The 20,966-nt window shown below is 50.0% G+C and carries 14 protein-coding genes and 1 other RNA gene; 13 read left to right on the top strand and 2 right to left on the bottom strand.

Annotated elements, in window-relative coordinates; translation table 11 throughout:
• Positions 1 to 94: 94 nt before the first annotated feature.
• Positions 95 to 1,492, top strand: coding sequence for a hemolysin family protein (locus tag GPK90_RS09555; RefSeq protein ID WP_215702839.1), 1,398 nt, complete (start codon positions 95 to 97; stop codon positions 1,490 to 1,492).
• 189 nt (positions 1,493 to 1,681) lie between these two features.
• Here the strand turns inward: GPK90_RS09555 and GPK90_RS09550 are convergent, their stop codons facing one another.
• On the bottom strand, positions 1,682 to 2,266 hold the full coding sequence (locus GPK90_RS09550) for a xanthine phosphoribosyltransferase (RefSeq protein ID WP_118296890.1): 585 nt from the start codon (positions 2,264 to 2,266) through the stop codon (positions 1,682 to 1,684).
• 490 nt (positions 2,267 to 2,756) lie between these two features.
• Here GPK90_RS09550 and recQ point away from each other — a divergent pair, with 490 nt between their 5' ends.
• The 10 genes from recQ to GPK90_RS09500 all read left to right on the top strand — a co-directional run bounded on the left by recQ (position 2,757) and on the right by GPK90_RS09500 (position 15,107).
• Positions 2,757 to 4,622: a DNA helicase RecQ gene (recQ, locus tag GPK90_RS09545; protein ID WP_118531794.1), complete on the top strand. Its 1,866-nt coding sequence runs from the start codon at positions 2,757 to 2,759 to the stop codon at positions 4,620 to 4,622.
• Positions 4,623 to 5,025: 403 nt separating this feature from the next.
• Positions 5,026 to 6,060, top strand: coding sequence for an ABC transporter substrate-binding protein (locus tag GPK90_RS09540; RefSeq protein ID WP_215702838.1), 1,035 nt, complete (start codon positions 5,026 to 5,028; stop codon positions 6,058 to 6,060).
• A gap of 92 nt (positions 6,061 to 6,152) precedes the next feature.
• The gene (locus GPK90_RS09535; RefSeq protein ID WP_117469854.1) at positions 6,153 to 7,082 is read left to right on the top strand and encodes an ABC transporter permease; all 930 of its coding nucleotides are present in this window, start codon (positions 6,153 to 6,155) and stop codon (positions 7,080 to 7,082) included.
• Positions 7,075 to 7,869: an ABC transporter ATP-binding protein gene (locus GPK90_RS09530; RefSeq protein WP_118531788.1), complete on the top strand. Its 795-nt coding sequence runs from the start codon at positions 7,075 to 7,077 to the stop codon at positions 7,867 to 7,869. Before GPK90_RS09535 ends, GPK90_RS09530 begins: the two co-directional genes overlap by 8 nt.
• Positions 7,870 to 8,212: 343 nt before the next feature.
• Complete coding sequence (ybaK, locus tag GPK90_RS09525; RefSeq protein WP_118531786.1) at positions 8,213 to 8,710, top strand: Cys-tRNA(Pro) deacylase; 498 nt, start codon at positions 8,213 to 8,215, stop codon at positions 8,708 to 8,710.
• A gap of 303 nt (positions 8,711 to 9,013) precedes the next feature.
• Positions 9,014 to 9,955, top strand: coding sequence for a cell wall hydrolase (locus GPK90_RS09520; RefSeq protein WP_142411216.1), 942 nt, complete (start codon positions 9,014 to 9,016; stop codon positions 9,953 to 9,955).
• A gap of 251 nt (positions 9,956 to 10,206) precedes the next feature.
• Positions 10,207 to 10,893 (top strand): HAD family hydrolase, encoded by a 687-nt coding sequence (locus GPK90_RS09515; RefSeq protein WP_215702837.1) that lies wholly within the window; start codon positions 10,207 to 10,209, stop codon positions 10,891 to 10,893.
• A 179-nt stretch (positions 10,894 to 11,072) separates the two neighbouring features.
• Positions 11,073 to 11,251, top strand: a non-coding RNA gene (gene ssrS / locus GPK90_RS09510) — 6S RNA.
• A 196-nt stretch (positions 11,252 to 11,447) separates the two neighbouring features.
• Positions 11,448 to 12,737, top strand: coding sequence for an AI-2E family transporter (locus GPK90_RS09505; protein WP_118531782.1), 1,290 nt, complete (start codon positions 11,448 to 11,450; stop codon positions 12,735 to 12,737).
• A gap of 87 nt (positions 12,738 to 12,824) precedes the next feature.
• Positions 12,825 to 15,107 (top strand): SpoIID/LytB domain-containing protein, encoded by a 2,283-nt coding sequence (locus GPK90_RS09500; RefSeq protein WP_252197403.1) that lies wholly within the window; start codon positions 12,825 to 12,827, stop codon positions 15,105 to 15,107.
• 141 nt (positions 15,108 to 15,248) lie between these two features.
• Here GPK90_RS09500 and GPK90_RS09495 read toward each other — a convergent pair whose 3' ends face one another.
• Positions 15,249 to 16,463 (bottom strand): 6-phosphofructokinase, encoded by a 1,215-nt coding sequence (locus tag GPK90_RS09495; protein WP_215702835.1) that lies wholly within the window; start codon positions 16,461 to 16,463, stop codon positions 15,249 to 15,251.
• A 513-nt stretch (positions 16,464 to 16,976) separates the two neighbouring features.
• Here GPK90_RS09495 and GPK90_RS09490 point away from each other — a divergent pair.
• Positions 16,977 to 18,950, top strand: a complete 1,974-nt coding sequence (locus GPK90_RS09490; protein ID WP_215702834.1) for an oleate hydratase — start codon at positions 16,977 to 16,979, stop codon at positions 18,948 to 18,950.
• Between the two features lie 335 nt (positions 18,951 to 19,285).
• Positions 19,286 to 20,917, top strand: coding sequence for an RsiV family protein (locus GPK90_RS09485; protein WP_215702833.1), 1,632 nt, complete (start codon positions 19,286 to 19,288; stop codon positions 20,915 to 20,917).
• The last annotated feature ends 49 nt before the right edge of the window (positions 20,918 to 20,966 follow it).

The raw sequence follows: 20,966 nt of genomic DNA, 5'->3' as shown, positions 1-20,966 counted from the left end.
CATGGAAATAGATGTTATAGTGGACGAAATACGGAAAAAAGTAACTGAAAAAATAGGATAGTTATGGAAAGATAAAGGAGTGTTGGAAAATCTCATGGACGATGGCAATTCATGGATAGGAATTGTTCTGTTTGCCGCATCAGTGATCCTGTTTGCGGTGATGTACGGATTCGGTGCGGCCGTTCAGGCCCTGAACACCAGTGCGCTGGAGGATGAGCGCGACGAAGGAAACAAGCGGGCGGAAAAACTTTTAAAGATACAGGAAGACCCGTATCTCTTCATCCGCACGAACCAGCTCGCGACGAGTATCCTGACGCTTGCGATGGGCGCGTCCTCGCTGGCGTTTGTGGTAAAAAAACTCACGGCTTTAATCGGGACGCATACACAGATCCCGCATCCGGCAGCGGTGGGGATCGCCTACATTGCGGGACTCGTCGGGATCGCATTTCTGCTCACGGGGCTCGGGATCGTGATCCCGAAGCGCATCGCGGCAAAGAGCCCGATCCGCTTCTGTTATAAAGTTCTGCCGCTCGTGGAACTTGTGACAAAATGTCTCTTTCCGTTTGCGTGGCTGATGGACCAGTTTGCCTATATTTCCTTAAAGACGGTTGGGATCGATATCCGCGAGAAGGATGACAACGTGACTGAGGAAGATATCATGTACATGGTCAATGAAGGCCATGAACAGGGCGTTCTGGAGGCCAGCGAGGCGGAGATGATCACGAACATCTTTGAGTTTGACGATAAGGTGGCGGCGGATATCATGACACACAGGACCGCGGTCATCGCACTCGACGGGGAGATGACTCTGAAGGAAGCGCTCGATTTCGTTGTGAAGGAAGCAAATTATTCGAGATTTCCTGTTTATTCCGAAGATATCGACAATATCATCGGCATCCTTCATATGCGCGACATGCTCCACTATACGGATTCCAAGGACCATCTGAACACGCCGATCGCAAAGATCAAGGGCCTTTTGAGAAGTCCTCATTTCATCCCGGAGACGAAAAATATCAACGCTCTTTTTAAGGAGATGCAGTCCCAGAAGATCCACATCGAACTTGTGGTGGATGAGTATGGTCAGCTTGCCGGCATCGTCACGATGGAGGACATTCTCGAGGAGATCGTCGGAAATATCCTCGACGAGTACGACAAGGAAGAGCCGGATATCGTATCCCGGAAAAACGGTACATATGAGCTCACGGGTCTCACCCTTCTGGACGACGTGGAAGAGACGCTCGGAGTGGAATTTGATAAGGAAGATAAGGACAATTTTGATACCCTGAACGGTTTTATGGTATCGAGGATCGGACATATCCCGAAGGTTGGAGAGAAGGGAAGTGTCAGGATCGGGGATTACCTCTTAAAGATCATGAAGGTGGAGAACAAGGTGATCCAGACCGTTCTCGCGATCCCGCTTCCGAAGGAGAAGAGCGGAACAGAAGCGAAAAACGGGAACGAGATGAATGAGAAAACTGACAGGAAAAAATAAAAAAACATCCTGCGGCCGGTACATTGGGTACTGACTGCAGGATGTTCTTTTTTATTCAACAGGAAATTCCGATGGAACTTCCTGTTAAATAAAAAGGCACTGCGTGCCTAAGATGCGCACTCGCGCGAAGATGATGGTTGTCGCAAGCGACCGCGCTCGGCGCGAGAATGTGCCGAGGCACATTCTTTTCTATTCCTGGCTTCGGAAGTTAACGGTTCCGGTGGCCGGATCCATGGAATCTACGATCGCCAGGGACTCTAAGTGGTAGCCGAGATTTCGGATGACCTGTCCGCCGATCTGGAATCCTTTCTCGATCGCGATGCCGATTCCCTCAACGGTAGCGCCTGCGTCATGGACGATCGAGATCAGTCCCTGAAGCGCGTAGCCGTTCGCAAGGAAGTCGTCGATGATCAGAACGTGATCGTCCGGGGAAAGGAACTTTTTGGAGACGATAACCTGGTTCTTGCATTTATGGGTGAAGGATTCAACTTCCGCCACATACATTTCGCCGTCGAGGTTGATGCTCTGGGATTTCTTTGCAAATACGACCGGCACATGGAAGTGCATTGCCGCGATACAGGCGATACCGATACCGGATGCCTCGATCGTCAGGATCTTGTTGATATTTTCATTGGCAAAACGGCGCTTGAATTCCGCACCCATCTCGTCAAAAAGCTCGATATCCATCTGATGGTTTAAAAAGCTGTCAACCTTTAATACGTTTCCTTCTTTTACCACACCGTCTTTTGCGATGCGCTCTTCTAAAAAGTTCATGTTTTCTCCTCCGTCAATCACTCTTTTTGAGTATCTTTGTATTGTATCCAATTATAGCAATATCGGGGAGAGATTACAAGATAAAAAGCGGCGGGCCGTGGATGAGATAAAAAGTTATTTTTCGCAGGCAGGAATTTTCTGAATTGAAAATTCTGTATCATATAGTAGTGGTTGCCGGTTACTTTTCACGGGTAGGAATTTTCTGAACTGAAAATTCCGTATGATACAGTTGTGGTCGCAGATTTTGCCGATTCGGAATGCGGAGCATCGGCAAAATCCTGTTACAGTGCGCGGGCATAGAGTGCCCGTGTACTGTAACGGTCGCCGATTTGTTTATGAAATTTTAATGGCGGTCATACTTGCGGGGGCGGCGGGAGAGTGATATCATGGACAGACAACTGGAAAGCGGTTCACCAGCTGCAGCCAACAGATCAACGATAAAAAGGTTCCCGGCAGCAATTGGCGGGTGTGGAAAGGGATCATTACTTTTATGGATAAATATGAGGTTCTCAAACAATATTTCGGTTATGACACGTTCCGGGACGGGCAGGAGAAGATGATCGATGCGATCACTTCCGGCAGGGATGTGCTGGGGATCATGCCGACGGGCGCAGGAAAGTCCCTGTGTTATCAGATCCCGGCTCTGATGGCGGGGGCAAACGGGGGGATCACGCTGGTGATTTCGCCCCTGATCTCACTTATGAAAGACCAGGTCAGCGCCCTGAACCAGGCGGGCGTTCATGCTGCGTACCTGAACAGTTCCCTGACGGCGGGACAGTATTATAAGGCGCTCGGATATGCGAGAGAGGGACGGTATCCGATCATCTACGTCGCTCCTGAGCGGCTTCTGACTCCGGAATTTCTTGATTTTGCCGTCCATGCGAAGATCGCCATGGTGGCGGTCGATGAGGCGCACTGCGTCTCCCAGTGGGGCCAGGATTTCCGGCCAGGATACTTAAAGATCGAGGAATTCCTGCGGGCACTTCCGGAGCGCCCGGTCGTCAGCGCCTTTACGGCGACCGCGACTGCGGAAGTCCGGGATGACATTATCGATCTCTTAAAGCTGCAGGATCCGGTCGTGACGACGACGGGATTTGACCGCCCGAATCTCTACTTTGAGGTTCAGAGCCCGAAAGATAAATATGCGGCAGTAAAAACATATATCGAAGAACATGCAGGACAGTGCGGCATCGTCTACTGCCTGACGAGAAAACTCGTGGAGGAAGTGACGGAGAAGCTGATGAAGGACGGATTCTCCGTGACGAGATACCATGCGGGACTTTCCGACAGCGAGAGAAAGCAGAATCAGGAAGATTTTATCTTCGACCGCGCCCAGATCATGGTGGCGACAAACGCGTTTGGAATGGGGATCGACAAATCGAATGTCCGCTTTGTGATCCACTACAACATGCCGAAAAATATGGAGAGTTACTATCAGGAAGCCGGGCGCGCAGGGCGTGACGGGGAACCGGCGGACTGTCTGCTCCTGTACGGCGGGCGGGATGTCGTGACGAACCAGATGTTTATCGACAACAACCGTGACAACGAAGAGCTCGACGATGTGACAAGGCAGATCGTTGCGGAGCGCGACCGGGAACGGTTAAAAAAGATGACATTCTACTGCTTTACGAATGACTGCCTCAGGGAATATATTCTCCGGTATTTCGGGGAGTACGGAAGCGGATACTGCGGAAACTGTTCTAATTGTAAGACACAGTTTGAGGAGACGGATGTGACGGAGATCGCGAGAGCCATCGTCGGCTGCGTCGCGGAGTGCCGCGGGCGGTACGGGACAACGGTGATCCTCGACACGGTGCACGGAGCTTCGACGGCGAAGATCAGGAATTATCACATGGATGAAAATTCCTTTTACGGAAAGCTGGCAAAAGTCCCAGTCTACAGGTTAAGACAGGTTTTAAATTTTCTGCAGATAAAAGAATATCTGGTGGTGACCTCTGACGAGTACGCGATCGTGAAGCCGGGAAAGAATGCGGAAGCGCTTTTAAACGACGGTGAAACGGTCATGATGAAGCTTCCGAAGGAGCAGGAGAGAGTGAAGACGGGGAAGATCTCCGGCACGAAGAAGCCGAAGATGGCAGCCGGTACCGAGTCGTTTACGGAGGTGGAGACGACACTGTTTGACCGGTTAAAAGAACTGCGCCGTGAGATCGCGCGGGAGGAGAAGGTTCCACCGTATATCGTATTTTCCGATAAGACTCTGGTGCATATGTGTCTGATCAGACCGAAGAATAAGGAAGAAATGCTGACGGTCTCCGGAGTCGGGGAATTTAAGTATGCGAAGTATGGGGAGAGATTCCTGAAAGTTTTTGCGGATAAAACGGATTCCGTTTCCTGACAAAAATCGTCTGACAAATTGTGGAAAACCTACAATTATTGTGGGATATTGAGAAAAGGTTACTTTTCACGGATAGGAATTTTCTGAACTGAAAATTCCGTATGATAACGTTGTGGTCGTGGATTTTGCCGATTCGGAATGCGAAGCATCGGCAAAATCCTGCTACAGTGCGCGGGCATAGAGTGCCCGTGTACTGTAACAAGAAAAGGTAAAAACAGGAAAATCAAGCTTGACGAATCCGGCGTATAGGTGTATGATAAGGACAGTTTCACTTACATGCGTTAAAGCGTAACGCAACAACGCATTTGAGAATGTGAGATCCCGTCTGAAGGGGAGGATCTATAGATCCTGAAAATGACAGCGGGATGTTACAAAAAAGAAAAACTGAGGGGAGATCGATATTATGAAAAAAGTAACAGCACTTGCAATGGCGGCCGTTGTAGCGGCTTCCGCATTAACCGGATGTGGATCCAGTTCCACAGCAGAGACAACAGCAGCTGCAGCAGAGACAACGACAGCAGCAACGGCCGATTCCACAGAAGCAGCAAAAGAAGACGGAAAGACCTACAATGTGGGAATCTGCCAGTTAGTACAGCACCCGGCACTTGATGCGGCGACAGAAGGCTTCGAGGCTGCATTAAAAGATAAACTCGGTGACAATGTTAAATTTGATCTTCAGAACGCATCCGGCGATTCCGCTACCTGCGCAACGATCATCAACCAGTTCGTTTCCAACGATGTGGACCTGATCCTTGCAAATGCGACTGCAGCACTTCAGGCAGCGGCAGCAGGAACCAGCGAGATTCCGATTCTCGGAACTTCCATCACAGATTACGCGACAGCGCTTGATATCGACAACTGGACAGGTACGACAGGTCTCAACATCTCCGGTACCTCCGACCTTGCTCCGCTCGACCAGCAGGCAGCAATGTTAAATGAGCTGTTCCCGGATGCAAAGAATGTCGGCTTATTATACTGCTCCGCAGAGCCGAACTCCAAATACCAGGCAACAACCGTAAAAGGATATCTTGAGGATCTCGGATATACCTGTAAGGAATACACCTTCGCAGACTCCAACGATATCGCTTCCGTAACAACAACAGCAGCAGGCGAGAACGATGTTCTCTATGTTCCGACTGACAATACAGCTGCTTCCAATGCAGAGATCATAAACAATATCTGCCTTCCGGCGAAGGTTCCGGTAATTGCAGGTGAAGAAGGAATCTGCTCCGGATGCGGCGTTGCAACTCTTTCCATCGACTACTACGATATCGGATACAAAGCCGGTGAGATGGGCGCAGAGATCCTGATGGACGGCAAAGATGTAAAGGAAATGCCGATCGAGTTTGCACCGGAGGTAACAAAGAAATACAATAAGGCAAACTGTGAGGCACTTGGAATCACGGTTCCGGATGACTACGTTGTGATCGAAGAATAATAACGACTTGAAATTATGAGGACATCAGGGTGGCAAACAGCAAAAACTTTTGTCACCCTGTTTGTTATCATCAGCCATAGGAGGATAGAAACGTGAATTTTGCAACATTGTTTAATGCATTGCCGGGTGCCTGTGCACAGGGACTCATCTGGGGCATCATGGCAATCGGCGTTTATATTACATACAAGATCCTCGATCTTGCAGACCTTACTGTGGATGGAACCATGTGTACGGGTGGTGCTGTCTGCATTATTTTCATGTTAAACGGGCATTCCGTAGGGGTATCCCTGTTTGCAGCGTTTATCGCGGGAATGATCGCGGGTCTGGTGACCGGAATCTTTCACACGGCGATGGGGATCCCGGCGATCCTCGCGGGAATCCTGACTCAGCTTGGTCTCTACTCTATCAACCTTCGCATTATGGGTGGTAAGGCAAATCAGGCCATCAGTGTGGATAAGTATGATCTTTTAGTGTCTCTCCGTTATGTAAAGGGAGTCGCTTTTTATAAGAACACGATCTTCGTGACGGCATTGATCATTGTGATCCTGATCGGAGTCCTCTACTGGTTCTTCGGAACGGAGATCGGATGTTCCATCCGTGCCACAGGCTCCAATCAGAACATGTCACGTGCCCAGGGCATCAATACCGATTTCACAAAGATCTTAGGTCTTATGATCTCCAACGGGATCGTTGCCTTTGCGAGCGGCTTATATGCCCAGTATCAGGGCTTTGCGGATGTCAACGCAGGCCGTGGTGCCATCGTGATCGGTCTCGCAGCCGTTATCATCGGTGAGGTTGTTTTCGGAAAGATCAGCCAGAACTTCGGTTTCAAGCTGTTCTCCGTTGCCTTCGGCGCGATCATTTACTACCTGGTCCTTCAGGTTGTACTCTGGATGGGATTAAATTCCAACGATTTAAAACTCCTGTCAGCTCTTGTCGTTGCGGTATTCCTTGCGATCCCGTACATGAAGGGCAAATATTTCTCTAAACCGGTAAAAAGAGGAGGTGCACCTCGTGCTTGATCTTCACAGTATTTATAAAACCTTCAACGCGGGAACCGTCAATGAAAAGACAGCGTTAAACGGATTAAATCTTCATTTAAACGAAGGCGATTTTGTCACCGTCATCGGTGGAAACGGAGCCGGAAAATCTACCATGTTAAATGCGGTCGCAGGAACGTGGTTTGTGGATGAGGGAAAAATCACCATCGATGATATCGACGTGACAAAGCTCCCGGAGCACAAGCGTGCGAAGTATCTCGGACGTGTATTCCAGGATCCGATGACAGGAACGGCTGCCACCATGCAGATCGAGGAGAACATGGCATTAGCAGCGAGAAGAGGAATGACACGTTCTCTGAAGGCCGGAATCACCGCAAAAGAGCGTGAGTTCTACAGGGAGCAGTTAAAGATCTTAGGCCTTGGTCTTGAGGATCGTCTTACATCGAAGGTCGGACTCCTCTCCGGCGGACAGAGACAGGCGCTGACACTTCTCATGGCAACCTTAAAGAAGCCGAGACTTCTTCTCTTAGATGAGCACACGGCGGCTCTCGACCCGAAGACGGCGGCGAAAGTCCTCGAGACGACGGATAAGATCGTAAACAGTGAACATCTGACCACTCTGATGATCACTCACAACATGCGTGACGCCATCGCACATGGAAACCGCCTGATCATGATGAACGCGGGCCATGTGATCTACGATGTGGCAGGTGAGGAGAAGAAGCACCTGACGGTTCAGGATCTTCTCGCGAAGTTTGAGGAAGCCGCGGGCGGCGCGCTCGCGAACGACCGGATGATCCTCTCATAGGCTTTTGAGATGCGGAATCAGAAGCGATATATTATATAGAAGAAACAGATCAGAAGATGGAAAGAGGCAGTCGATTTTGCGAAAATGCGGGACCGGCTGTCTTTTTTTATGCGGCAGTAAATGCAGCGAAAAATGGTAACTGTTCAGCAGGTCTGCACACTTGCTGCGTTGACTGTAATAAAATACAGGCTTAAAGGTACAAATATGTGGGCAGACATTCTTTTATAGAAAAGACTGGATTTTTTTACAAAGACGTTGTATAAAGAAGATGCGGTCGAGAGGATGTGCAGCCGGCTGCAGTCAAAGGCGGCAGAGAGAATGTCGCTTTCAGGAGGAAAAATTTATGAGCAAATCTGCAAAAAATGATAAAACAAAGACAAATGTGATGCGGCTTTTAGATGCCGCAAAGATCTCGTATGAGTCAAAGGAGTACCCGGTGGATGAACATGACCTCTCCGGGAGCCATGCGGCTGACATGCTGGGAGTGGACCACGGGAGTGTGTTTAAGACTCTCGTGCTGAAAGGAGAGCGCACAGGATTTCTCGTCTGCTGTATCCCGGTGGATGGGGAAGTGGACTTAAAAAAGGCGGCAAAAGCGGCAGGAGATAAGAAGGTGGAGATGCTTCCGATGAAGGATCTTTTGGCCACAACAGGCTATATCCGCGGCGGCTGTTCCCCGATCGGCATGAAGAAAAAGTTCCCGACATTTATCGATGAAGCGGCTTTAAATTATGAAACAATCGCGGTCAGCGCCGGCCAGAGAGGCTTTCAGGTCCTGCTTTCCCCGCAGGCTCTTGCGGACTATGTCGGGGCAAAACTTCTGGATCTTCAGCAAAATTAGTTGACATAACTGAAAACGTTATGGGAAACCACTCAAAAATGGGAACTCAATATTTAACAAAATTGTAATATTTGCAATATTTTATACTTGCCAATACTACCAAAAATCCAGATTTTGTGCGGATTATATTTGGAAAAACTATTAAAAAAATGTAACAATCTTTAAAAAACAGGCTGTGAAATGTAACAAAGTTGTGCAGGACTTATTGACATTCGCCCCCTCATTCTCCTATAATCACAGACACCGGCCGGAAAACGGTCGGAATGAACAACCGGCGACAGGACGGAGAAAGAGGGTATTCAAATGAATCCATGGAACTCATTTCTTCAGACAGTCTTTCAGTTTGTGAAATCACTCTTCGGCGGTGTGACAAAGAAGATGCACCGGAATGCGGCAGTCCTCACGATGGGCGCAACACTGATCGCAGTGATTCCATTTACAGCGGTGGACTTCCAGGGCGGAGGCAAAAACGCGATCGTCGCGTATGCCGAGACGCAGGGAGGTTCGGATGAAGACAGTCTGGAGGAGACAGAAGATACTGCTCTTCCGGAAACAGACGGAAATGTTTTAGAGGATGAGACGACAGCGGATGAAGCATCATCCGCGGAGACGGAAGCAGATATCAGGACAGAAACAGAAAATACAGAGACGAAAGAGGAGAGCATCACAGAGCCTGCTGCAGGATCGGAAAATGCGGACACGGATCATGGTCCGGAAGAGGCTGTAGAAACAGAAACTGCGGCTGCGGCGGATGAAGTGAGCGGGATCACGCAGGCAGAGCCGGAAACAGAGGTGTCCGGGGAAGCCAGGGTACAGGCGGCAGCAGAAGAGACCGTCGTGGCAGAGGAACCTGCAAGAGAAGCGTTCACGGGGTATTCCGAAAGCGACTACAATGTTCTTCTCCGGATCGTTCAGGCGGAAGCCGGAAACTGCGACATCGAAGGACGTGTCATGGTGGCAAACGTGATCTTAAACCGTGTGGAGGACGATGCATTCCCGAACACGATCACGAAAGTCGTTTACCAGAAGCACCAGTTTTCCCCTGTGGGAAACGGATCCATCAAGCGTTGCAAGGTCACGGCCGAGACCGTAGAGGCAGTCGAGAGGGCACTTTCGGGTGAAGATCTGACAGACGGCGCCCTGTATTTCATGAACCGGCGGGCATCCTCCAGGAAGAACGCGAGCTGGTTTGACAGACATCTGGAATTCCTGTTTAAACATGGAAATCACGAGTTTTTCCGGTAAAAACTCCGGGTCAGATAAAAGGATTAGAATAAAAAAGGATAAGGGAAAAGCGGCATGCGACAGGCGGTGAAGATCGTTTTGGGGCATGCCGCTTTTTACAATTGACATTTATACTCCGCCATGGGATAATAAGACACTGGTATCGCAGAAATACCTGTGAAATTGAAATATGGAAAAACGGTTTCGCCGTGATCAGGAGAAAATATATGCGGCGGAACGATGATATTGGAATACATGAAAGAGGAAACAGAATGAAGTTAAAAAAAGTTTTTTTCGACCTTGACGGGACACTGACGGATTCCATGCCGGGGATCACGAAAGGCGTTCAGTATGCATTGAAGCATTATGGGATCCAGGTGGATGACCTGAATGTTTTAAAACCGTTTGTCGGTCCGCCGCTCTCCGACAGTTTTAAGGAGTATTACAATTTCTCCGAGAAGGACGCGGAGGATGCGATCTACGTGTTCCGGGAATATTACGATGTGGAAGGATGGAAGGACAACGCACCGTTTGCCGGAGTTGAGGAGATGTTAAAGTCCTTAAAGGACGCAGGACTCGAACTCTATGTGGCAACTTCCAAGCCGGAGGTGACCGCAAAGCGCGTGCTGGAATATTTTCATCTGACAAACTACTTTAAATTCATCGGCGGCGCGTCCCTGGATGAAAAGCGCGTGAACAAGGATGACGTGATCCGGTATGTGCTGGAAGAAAACGGGATCGGCGAGGAAGAAAAGAAATCCGTGATCATGGTGGGCGACCGGAAACATGACGTGGAAGGCGCGAAGAAGACGGGACTTTCCGTGGTAGGCGTGCTTTACGGATACGGCAGCAGGGAAGAGCTTCAGGATGCCGGGGCAGATTATCTCTGTGAAACTCCAGGAGAGGTTGCAGAGCTGTTAAGATCGCTGGCTTTTGCAGATGGAAATTCCCTGAACTGAAAATTCTGTATCATACAGCGGCTGCGATCCTGACGGTCCGGAATGCGAAGCAGCGGCAGGATCGTGTTTCAGTTTCAGAAACCGGACGTTTTTACGGGCAGAAAAGTGTACGGTACCATGAAATGGAACTTGAAAAATGATCGATGATGCGCTATAATAGTTGTCAGTGAAAGGGAATGTGATTCCTGGGATGTTCGACACTCCTGTCTATTTTGAACCTACATTTTGACATACGGGATTCCTACATCCTTGAACGGATGCCAGGCCTCCATCGAGTGGAAGGCAGATGTTTAAGTGCGGATGCCCACCTAGCACTGCTAGGCGTCAATTATTCAGGAAACGGCATTTTGGGATTGCGAAAGATAAAAAAGCAGCGAGAGATCGCTGCTTCTTTTCGTTTAACAGGAAATTTGCCGATGCTCTGCATTCGTTCAGATTTTGCTAAGGCTCTTTTCTAAATATGAGAAGTATGGTATGATGATGCCATGGTCGACGGTACAAAATAGTTTCGATAGACGGAAAAAGAGAAGTAACTGCAAAGGAGAAACTTTTATATGAAAAATGAACGGTTCGAACGGTACATTTATACAGGTGTGACGGCGATCCTGGTATTGATCGCGGCGGTGTTCGTCGTGTTTCTGTTTCTGGAAAGGTCGGCGGTGTTTGCCTTTCTGGGAAAGGTTCGTTTTGTGCTTGCACCAGTGATCTATGGAGCGGTTCTGGCATTTTTAATGTCCCCGGTCTACAACTGGTGCTACCGGCTGACTGTGTATACAGGAAAGTCCGGGGAGCCAAAGGCAAGATTTAAAAATGAAAAACTGGGTGCTTTTTTCGGAAGAAGCGTGGGAACAGCTGTCAGCCTTGTATTTCTTTTGGCGGTGATCGTCAGTCTTTCCAGTATGATCATTCCGCAGCTGTATTCCAGTATCGTAGGGATCATCAATATGATGCCGGAATACTTCCAGAATGTGTATGACTGGCTGACGGATTTCTTCGTGAACAATCCTCCGGTGGAGCAGGCAATCTTAAATATTTATGAGCAGTCGGCCCAGTATTTCCAGAACTGGATGGAGACAGACCTGATGTCGAATCTCTCGAACTTCCAGAATTTCCAGAATATCGAGAAGATCCTCGGCGGTGTTTCCAGCGGTGTCATGAATCTGATCACCCTGACAAAAAATCTGCTGATCGGGCTAATCGTCATGATCTACCTGTTAAACATCAAGGAATCGCTCTCGGCACAGGGAAAGAAATTTATCTATTCGATCCTGCCTTTGAAGGCGGCGAACATTGTAGTCGGAGAGTTCCGTTTTATCAAAAAAGCGTTTTCCGGCTTTATCATCGGAAAGCTGATCGATTCCCTGATCATCGGAATCCTCTGCTTTATCCTGATGAACCTGTTCAAACTCCCGTATGAGCTGCTGATCAGCGTGATCATCGGAGTGACGAACATTATCCCGTTTTTTGGACCTTTTATCGGGGCTGTACCGTGTGCGATCCTCGTATTCCTCATCAGTCCGAAACAGTGCCTTTACTTTATCGGTCTGATCCTGGTACTCCAGCAGTTTGACGGAAATATTTTAGGACCGAAGATCCTTGGAAACTCCACAGGCGTTTCCAGCTTCGGAGTCCTGTTCTCGATCCTGCTGTTTGGCGGACTGTTCGGATTTGTGGGAATGATCATTGCAGTTCCGCTGATGGCGGTCATCATCCACGTTTACAGACAGATCCAGGATCATTTTCTTGCGAAAAAGAATCTGAGTCAGGAAGAAAACGACTATGTAAAACTGGACCGCATTGACGAAAAGAGCGGTGAGTATATCAGGCGCACGGACAAACAGTAAGTCCGGATGTTTTCACGCGGGAAGAACCCGTGTACAGTGACCGGGCCGGGTTTGCCCGGGAAAGGAATTATGAACGAGAGTAGGAAAATGATAAACTGGATGGCAGGGGTCACGACATTTGTCGTGGCACTGCTCATCGTGATCGTACTTCTGGACACGGAACAGGATGGAGTTTCTCTGGCGGCAGCGTCCAGAACGGTCGCTCTGACGCTGGAGTCGGAGAGCGGGATCCTGGAAAATGCGCCGGAGACATCGAACTTTGACGAAAAACTTTCTGATCAGTGGTATGTAAAATATATGGATTACCTGTATGGGCAGGGATATCTTGACAGCGGGGTGATTCAGGCGGATGAGAGGAGCGCGACATCCGCAGTTACATACGCAGTCCTTTCGGACTGGGCGAAGAAGGCATCAGAGGAGGGAAAAGGGGAAACCGATGCACTCCTTTCCTATGTGGATGCCGGGGACCGCGCAAAAAAAGCAGTTTCCAGCGAAAATTTCTGGAAATTTTATGATGCGTTCCGTGAAGCCGCAGATCCGGAAGGGGCGGTTGCCGAGGTCGAGACGGATCTTTACGGGACTCCGGACAATGTGGACGGAGCTCCGGCATGGACGGCATACACAAGGGACGGGACCTTCCAGTTTGAGGGACTTTATCTGGATAACTATATTGACCGGAAGATCCGCTTCCTGGCGAGAGACGATGAGATCTTAAAGGTGGAGACGATGGTCTCTGACGAGATCGTCTACGAGAACGCCTGGATCTCTGGATTTTCCGGGCGGACTGTGACCGTCTTTATCGGAAATATCCAGAGGGAATTTCCGGTAAAGGGAGTATTAAAGGATGAGAGTGAGATCTCCGGCCAGATCGGGGATCTGTATTTAAAGGGCGGTCAGCCAAAGCGGCTGGTGCTGAAAAAGGAAAAGATCACCGGAACCGTTCTTGCGGTCCGCGATACGGAGATCGAGATCGATGGCTACGGCAGTGTGCCGCTGGCGGATCAGTTTAAGATCTACCGCACATATGGGGTCCTGAGGGAGCAGCAGAAAAAGGACATTCTTGTCGGTTACCACATGCAGGAGTTTGTGGTCGCAGACGGGGAGATCTGTGCGGCACTCACGACGGAGAAACCGGATATCGACGCGATCCGTGTCCTGATCATGACAAATGGTTTTAAGTCTCTGTTCCACGACTCGATCACGCTTTCCTGTGATTCGATGGCGGTCCTGGAATACGGGGATGAGAAGGATGCGAAGACAGAATCCATCGCGGCAGGAGAGACGGTGACGATCAAGCCGGGCGACTCCAGACTGGCAAGCGGACGTCTCACCTTCAAATCCGCCAACGATGGCGGGATGATCACGGTGCACAGCTTAGAGCGTGCCCAGGGAACTCCGGTCTATCCGGGACATATGGAGATCACGGAGGAGCGCGACGGACTGTTGCTCTTAAACGAGGTGGATCTCGAGGAATACTTAAAACGGGTAACGCCGAGCGAGATGCCGCCGACTTATGAGCTGGAGGCACTGAAGGCTCAGGCGATCTGTGCGAGAACTTACGCATGGCGCCAGATCCAGGGCAACGCCTATTCCACTTACGGCGCCCATGTGGATGACAGCACGAATTTCCAGGTATACAACAATACATTGACGTATGATTCCACGGATGCTGCTGTGAATGAGACGTTCGGGCAGCTTCTGGAATACAACGGGGACCCGATCGAGGCGTTCTATTACTCCACATCCGACGGACATGGGACCGACGGAAGTGTGTGGGGAGCGGATGCGTCCAACACGCCGTATCTCAGAGCAGTGACGATCAACGACAAGGCGAAAAAGCTGGATCTGACTTCGAATGAAGCGTTTGAGAACTTTATCAAAGATGAGAATACAGATGCTTACGATTCCGATTTCCCGATGTTCCGCTGGAACACAAAGACGACCAGCACGATCCTGGATGAGAAGATCGGCGGTGTCGGCCGGATCACAGGACTTACGATCACGTCGAGAGGGGCCGGCGGATACGCAAAGACCCTGAAGGTCGTGGGAACGGAAGGTTCCAAGACATTCTCCGGACAGAGCAAGATCCGCAGCGTTCTTGGAAATTCATCGCTTGTATACAACAGAAAAGACGGATCAACATCCACGGGATGGGATACACTTCCGAGCGGCTTTATTTACATCGAGAATAACGGCACCGATGAAAACCAGGTGACGACGTTTACGATCTATGGAGGCGGCTTCGGGCATGGCGTCGGCATGAGCCAGAATGGCGCCCAGGGCATGGCAAAGCAGGGAAAGACCTGCCAGGAGATCCTGAAGTTCTTCTATGATGGATGTGGGCTGATGGATATCAGTGAAGTGAATTGATCGAATTGAATATCGAAAAAAGGTCCATGAAAAGTAACGAATGATCACTTTCATGGACCTTTTTTGTCTGACAGGAAATTCAGATGGAACTTCCTGCTAAACAAACTTTTTTTATTAACAAAGAAGAATGGTGCTGTAAAACTATTTCCGGTACAGATATTTCGGCACGCCGTTTTCCATCACGCGCTTCGGCTCGCCCTGGATCAGCGGGAGAGCGTAAGCGAGGAAATCATCGGTGATATCGTTTCCTGCTGCGGAGATCCATTCCTTCGGGAATTTTTTCTCCTGGTTGCAGATCAGGCTCACATCCTCCGCTGCACAGTGCATTGTGTACGGAACATCGGAGTCACGCTTGAAGGCGATCATCTTTTTTGTCTCTCCGGCGAGGACAGCCTTCACACCGGCAGCACCGGCCATGGCAGCTTCCTCGATATCAGTCTCGGATACCATCATTCCGCTGCAGCGCTGGTTGACATTCAGCTCGATCGAGCGGACTTTGACACCGAATTTATCGCGCACAAAGCTCTCTAAGACTTCGCCGCATCCGGTGAGCATCTTGTGACCGAAGGAGTCGAGTTTTGCGGCGTCGGAGTACTCACAGATGAATGTGCCGCCCTCATCGGCGATTCCCTCAGAGACGCATACGACGAGGTTCGGAGACTTTTTGAACGCTTCCTCCAGGTCTTTATAGAACTGCTCTAAGGAGAACGGAGCCTCCGGAAGGTAGATCAGATATGGATTGTCACCTTTGTATTTTCTTGCCAGTCTGGAAGCCGCGGTGAGCCAGCCTGCGTGGCGTCCCATGATCTCGACGATCGTGACGGATTTCTGCTGGTAGACAGAGGCGTCGAGGACGATCTCGCGGACAGTGGAAGCGACATATTTTGCAGCACTTCCGAATCCCGGTGTATGGTCGGTGAGGACCAGATCGTTGTCGATCGTCTTCGGAATTCCGATGAATTTCACGTCACTGCCGATCTTCTCCGCGTAGCGGGAGAGCTTGTCGACGGTATCCATGGAGTCGTTTCCGCCGACATAGAGGAAGTAACCGATGTTCATCTCACGGAAATTGTCAAAGATCGCCGGATAGACTTCACTCTCGAGGTCTGCCGGAAGCTTATAGCGGCAGGAGCCGAGGTATGCGGCCGGAGTCAGCTTTAAGAGCTCCAGTTCTTCATCGGAAAGATCTGTGGAAAGATCCATCACATGGTCTGCGAGGAAACCTTCGATCCCGTTGATCATTCCAAGTACATGTCCGTCCGTACCGGATTCCTTAAATGCTTTGACTGCTCCGTAAAGACTTGCATTGATGACGGCGGTCGGTCCGCCGGACTGTCCGATTACAAGGTTTTTCATAAGATTCTCCAATCTGAGTAAATTTGCAGCGATCCGTCTGAGAAATGACCGGTCTCGCAGCAGATGAACTTCCATCCGGATCTTTTGGGATGGAAGTTCAGGATTCGTTTCTGTATTTATTATAGAAAAAGGTGAAGGGAAAATCAATCATCTTTTGAGCAGGTTCGATAAAGTGCGTATGATACAACTGCGGTCGCAGATTTTGCTGCGGAGAAATTTTTTTAGAGGTGTATAAAACAGGAAAAACAGGCAATCCTATGATCAGTACCAAAGAAAAAGATTAATACTTATCCTCCCCTTTTTAATACCTTGCCCGTTTGCCTGGTGCAGCGGGTGAGGTATTTTTTGAAAAATGAGGAGGAATACAACGTAAAAAGTTATATTCAAAATATTTGAATGGAAAAGCTTGACAAAGCATATACAAAGGATTACTATCAGAATTAATAATATGGTTATAAAAACTACATCATATAGGATATAAAACAAAATCAATGGGAAAGGAATGCAAAAACGATGAGCAAAAAAGGATGGAAAGCCGGCGCAGTCCTGGCAGCGGGAGCAGGGATCACAGCGGTACTTGCGGCGAAGAAACGGGGAAACAGAAATGCAGAAAAGACAGACAGGTCTTTTGCGGGAAGCAGGTCTGACTACCGCAACACGGAACTCGGAAAGTATGATAAGAACAGCAAGGGGATCTACTACACAAACGGAAACTATGAGGCATTCGCCCGCCCGGAAAAACCGGCGGGGATCGAGGAGAAGTCGGCGTACCTTGTGGGAAGCGGCCTTGCGTCCCTGGCGGCGGCCTGCTTCCTTGTCCGTGATGCGCAGATGCCGGGAAAGAACATCCACATTTTAGAGGCGATGGACATTGCCGGCGGTGCCTGCGACGGGATCGACGATCCGACGAGAGGATATGTCATGCGCGGCGGCCGTGAGATGGAAGACCATTTCGAGTGCCTCTGGGATCTGTTCCACAGTATCCCGTCCCTGGAGATCCCGGGTGCGTCCGTTCTCGACGAATATTACTGGTTAAATAAACATGATCCGAACTATTCCCTCTGCCGGGCGACGGAACACCGCGGGGAAGATGCCCACACGGACGGGAAATTCCGGCTGAGCCAGAAAGGCAGCATGGAGATCATGAAGCTCTTCTTCACAAAGGATGAGGATCTCTACGACAAGACGATCGAAGACGTGTTTGACGATGAGGTGTTCCGTTCCGATTTCTGGCTTTACTGGCGGACCATGTTTGCCTTTGAAAACTGGCACAGCGCCCTGGAGATGAAGCGGTACTTCCAGAGATTCATCCATCATATCGGAGGACTCCCGGACTTCTCCGCACTGAAATTCACCCGATACAACCAGTATGAATCCCTGATCCTGCCGATGCAGAAATATCTGGAGGCAGCAGGCGTGGAATTCCGGTTCGGCACGGAAGTCACAAACGTCCGCTTTGAGATCAAAGACGGAAAGAAGACGGCCCGTGCCATCGAGTGCCGCACAAAGAACGGGGAGATGGAGATCCCGCTGACGGAGAAAGACCTGGTATTCATCACAAACGGAAGCTGCACGGAAGGAACGATCTACGGGGATCAGGACCATGCACCGTTAGGAGATGCGGAAGTCCGCAGCAGCGGCTGCTGGAGCCTCTGGAAAAAGATCGCGGCCCAGGATCCGGCTTTTGGACATCCGGAAAAATTCTGCTCCGATATCGAGAAGACAAACTGGGAGTCCGCGACTGTCACAACCTCGAATGAGGAGATCATCGACCAGATCAAAAAGATCTGCAGACGTGATCCGAGAACAGGAAAGGTCGTCACCGGAGGCATCGTGAGCTGCCGGGATTCCAGCTGGCTCTTAAGCTGGACGATCAACCGTCAGGGACAGTTTAAAAACCAGAAAAAGGATGAGGTTTGCGTCTGGGTATACAGCCTGTTCACCGATGTTCCGGGAGATCATGTGAAGAAACCGATGAAAGAGTGCACCGGTAAGGAGATCACAGCTGAGTGGCTGTACCATCTCGGGATCCCGGTGGAGGACATCGACCGGCTTGCCGGGGAAGCATGCAACTGCACACCGACGATGATGCCGTATATCACAGCATTCTTCATGCCGAGAAGAGCCGGCGACCGCCCGGATGTGATCCCGGACGGATCTGTGAACGCGGCCTTCCTTGGACAGTTCGCAGAGACACCGAGAGATACGATCTTCACGACCGAATATTCTGTCCGCACGGCCATGGAAGCTGTTTACGGACTTTGCGGCGTGGACCGCGGTGTGCCGGAGGTCTGGGGCAGCGTTTACGATGTGAGAGAACTTCTGGACAGCACCGTGAAGCTGATGGACGGAAAGTCTCCGCTCGAGATGAAACTTCCGATGCCGTTTGAGATGATGAAGAAACCACTTCTTAAGAAAATCGACAGGACGATCGTAGGAAAGCTTCTGAGAGATCATGATGTTCTGAAGGACTGGATGTTAAAATAAGAAAAACACGGGCAGCGCACGGACTGGAGAAGTCCGTGCGCTGCTGTACGCAGTAGGAATTTTCTGAACTGAAAATTCCGTACAATACAGTTGTGGCAGCAGATTTTGCCGATTCGGAATGCGAAGCATCGGCAAAATCCTGTTACAGTACGCAGGCATGGAGTGCCCGTGTACTGTGCGCTGTTTTTAAGAATTCGTAAGGGAAAATGAATGGATTCCGGGGAAGATCTGCGGTAGGATATAGAAAACGGAACGATCCGGAAAACGCGGATCCCGATCTGCGTCGGCGTTCCGGCGGATAACGACGAATAAAACAGGATTTGGAGAAGAAAAGTATGAGAAAGTATGGATTATATCTTTTGATCGCGGTTGGTCTTCTTGTGGGCTGCCAGAAAAAATATACGGCGATGGATACGACGACTGCACAGACTTCTGCGGAAGAGACAAAGACAACAGAAAGTGCAAAAGTGACGGTACCGGAAGAATCAAAAACATCCGGTGAGACAGATGCAAAGGAGCCGGAAAGCACAGGAAAGCTGGATCCGATCCCGATCGCGGTGACAGGCGAGTACGATGGGGAGTGGGACGACAGCCAGACTCCGATCATCACGTCCCGGTGTGACAGGGTCTTTGTCCAGGGAGACGGATATGAGGCGTTAAAGAGTGCACTCTCGGCAAAAAATGATGAGATGGCGGCTGCGCACAAAAAGGAATACGAGGAGTATAAAGTGGAAGCGATAGACATGCGGAAAGAGTTTACAGACGCAAAGTTCACGTATGCCTGCAATTATGAATTCCAGCCGATCCGTTTTGACGGGGCGGTTGCCAGCATGTCCTGGCTGAAGTATTATGATATGGGCGGTGCGCATCCGACCGCCTACAACGATTATTACAATTTTGATACACAGACCGGAAAACAGCTGGAGCTTTCTGATATGGTGAAAAATATGGACGGATTCCGGAGCTATGTAAAGGAAGAACTTGCGGGACGCGCGGCGGACGGAGAGCTGTTCGATGGCTATGAAGATACGGTGGACACGCTGTTTGATGGAACGAACGCAGATTCCAGCCTGGAGTGGGCCATCACGGAAAATGGGGTGAGCGTTTACTTCGCTCCATACGAGATCGGACCGTATGCGGCGGGCGAGATCGAGATCGCTGTCCCGTTTAAGGACCATGAGTTGATGTTTGAGGAAGCCTACATGGGTGCTTCCACGGATGGATGGGCAAAAAAAGTGGATCCGTGGGATACCGTGACTTATCGTTCAGGGGATGTGGACGCAAGCGTCTGCTATACATATGAAGAGCCGGAGACGGAAGATGACCTTACAAGAAAACTCACGATCGAGCGGGAACAGAACGGGAAAAAGGATACGTTTACCGAAGATGTTTACGGAAAGATCGGGGATACCTGGCTTGTCATGACGGATGACGGACGTTCCTATCTCTACATGGAGCTTTCCAGTGAAAATGACTGGAAGACCATGGAGGTGTATGATCTGAACGGTGAGAAGGTGGCGAAAGCCGGCAGTTCCACAGACAGCGTAAACGGCGCGCCGATCCAGACTCCGGATGCTTTTTATCTCACAAGACGGATCGATGCGCTCGGAACATACAGTGCGTACCGGAAATTCCATGTGGGAGCGGACGGTATGCCGGAGGCGGACGGAAATGTGTATACAAAGATCCGCACTGCCGATTCCCATGAAGACGAAATGCCGCTCGTATCGACGAGAGCGCTGCCGGTAACACTTTTCGGAGCTGACGGAAGCGAGACGGAGGCAACTATGCCGGTCGGGACTAAATTCTATGTGAGAGCGACGGATGAAGAGACGTTTGTGGACATGGAACTGGAAGACGGAAGAAAATGCCGGATCGCGGTCAGACAGTCCGGCGATGGCTGGGGATTCCTGATCGATGGTGTCTCCGAGGAGGAGTGCTTCGAGTTTGTTCCATATGCGGGATGATGATTTGCTTGACAAACCATATCCTCATGCTAAAATGGACTTATACAGA

The organism is Clostridium sp. MCC344 (assembly GCF_018785365.1).
Classification (GTDB): domain Bacteria; phylum Bacillota; class Clostridia; order Lachnospirales; family Lachnospiraceae; genus Pilosibacter.
Note: the sequence above shows the minus strand (reverse complement) of the source record. Positions and strands in the feature narration are given on the sequence as shown.

Excerpts from the sequence above, each read along its gene's own strand:
- GPK90_RS09540 (WP_215702838.1), top strand. The coding sequence starts at position 5,026 with ATGAAAAAAGTAACAGCACTTGCAATGGCGGCCGTTGTAGCGGCTTCC.
- GPK90_RS09555 (WP_215702839.1), top strand. The coding sequence starts at position 95 with ATGGACGATGGCAATTCATGGATAGGAATTGTTCTGTTTGCCGCATCA.
- GPK90_RS09500 (WP_252197403.1), top strand. The coding sequence starts at position 12,825 with ATGATAAACTGGATGGCAGGGGTCACGACATTTGTCGTGGCACTGCTC.
- ybaK (WP_118531786.1), top strand. The coding sequence starts at position 8,213 with ATGAGCAAATCTGCAAAAAATGATAAAACAAAGACAAATGTGATGCGG.
- GPK90_RS09490 (WP_215702834.1), top strand. The coding sequence starts at position 16,977 with ATGAGCAAAAAAGGATGGAAAGCCGGCGCAGTCCTGGCAGCGGGAGCA.
- GPK90_RS09495 (WP_215702835.1), bottom strand. The coding sequence starts at position 16,463 with ATGAAAAACCTTGTAATCGGACAGTCCGGCGGACCGACCGCCGTCATC.
- GPK90_RS09520 (WP_142411216.1), top strand. The coding sequence starts at position 9,014 with ATGAATCCATGGAACTCATTTCTTCAGACAGTCTTTCAGTTTGTGAAA.
- GPK90_RS09485 (WP_215702833.1), top strand. The coding sequence starts at position 19,286 with ATGAGAAAGTATGGATTATATCTTTTGATCGCGGTTGGTCTTCTTGTG.
- GPK90_RS09550 (WP_118296890.1), bottom strand. The coding sequence starts at position 2,266 with ATGAACTTTTTAGAAGAGCGCATCGCAAAAGACGGTGTGGTAAAAGAA.
- recQ (WP_118531794.1), top strand. The coding sequence starts at position 2,757 with ATGGATAAATATGAGGTTCTCAAACAATATTTCGGTTATGACACGTTC.
- GPK90_RS09515 (WP_215702837.1), top strand. The coding sequence starts at position 10,207 with ATGAAGTTAAAAAAAGTTTTTTTCGACCTTGACGGGACACTGACGGAT.
- GPK90_RS09505 (WP_118531782.1), top strand. The coding sequence starts at position 11,448 with ATGAAAAATGAACGGTTCGAACGGTACATTTATACAGGTGTGACGGCG.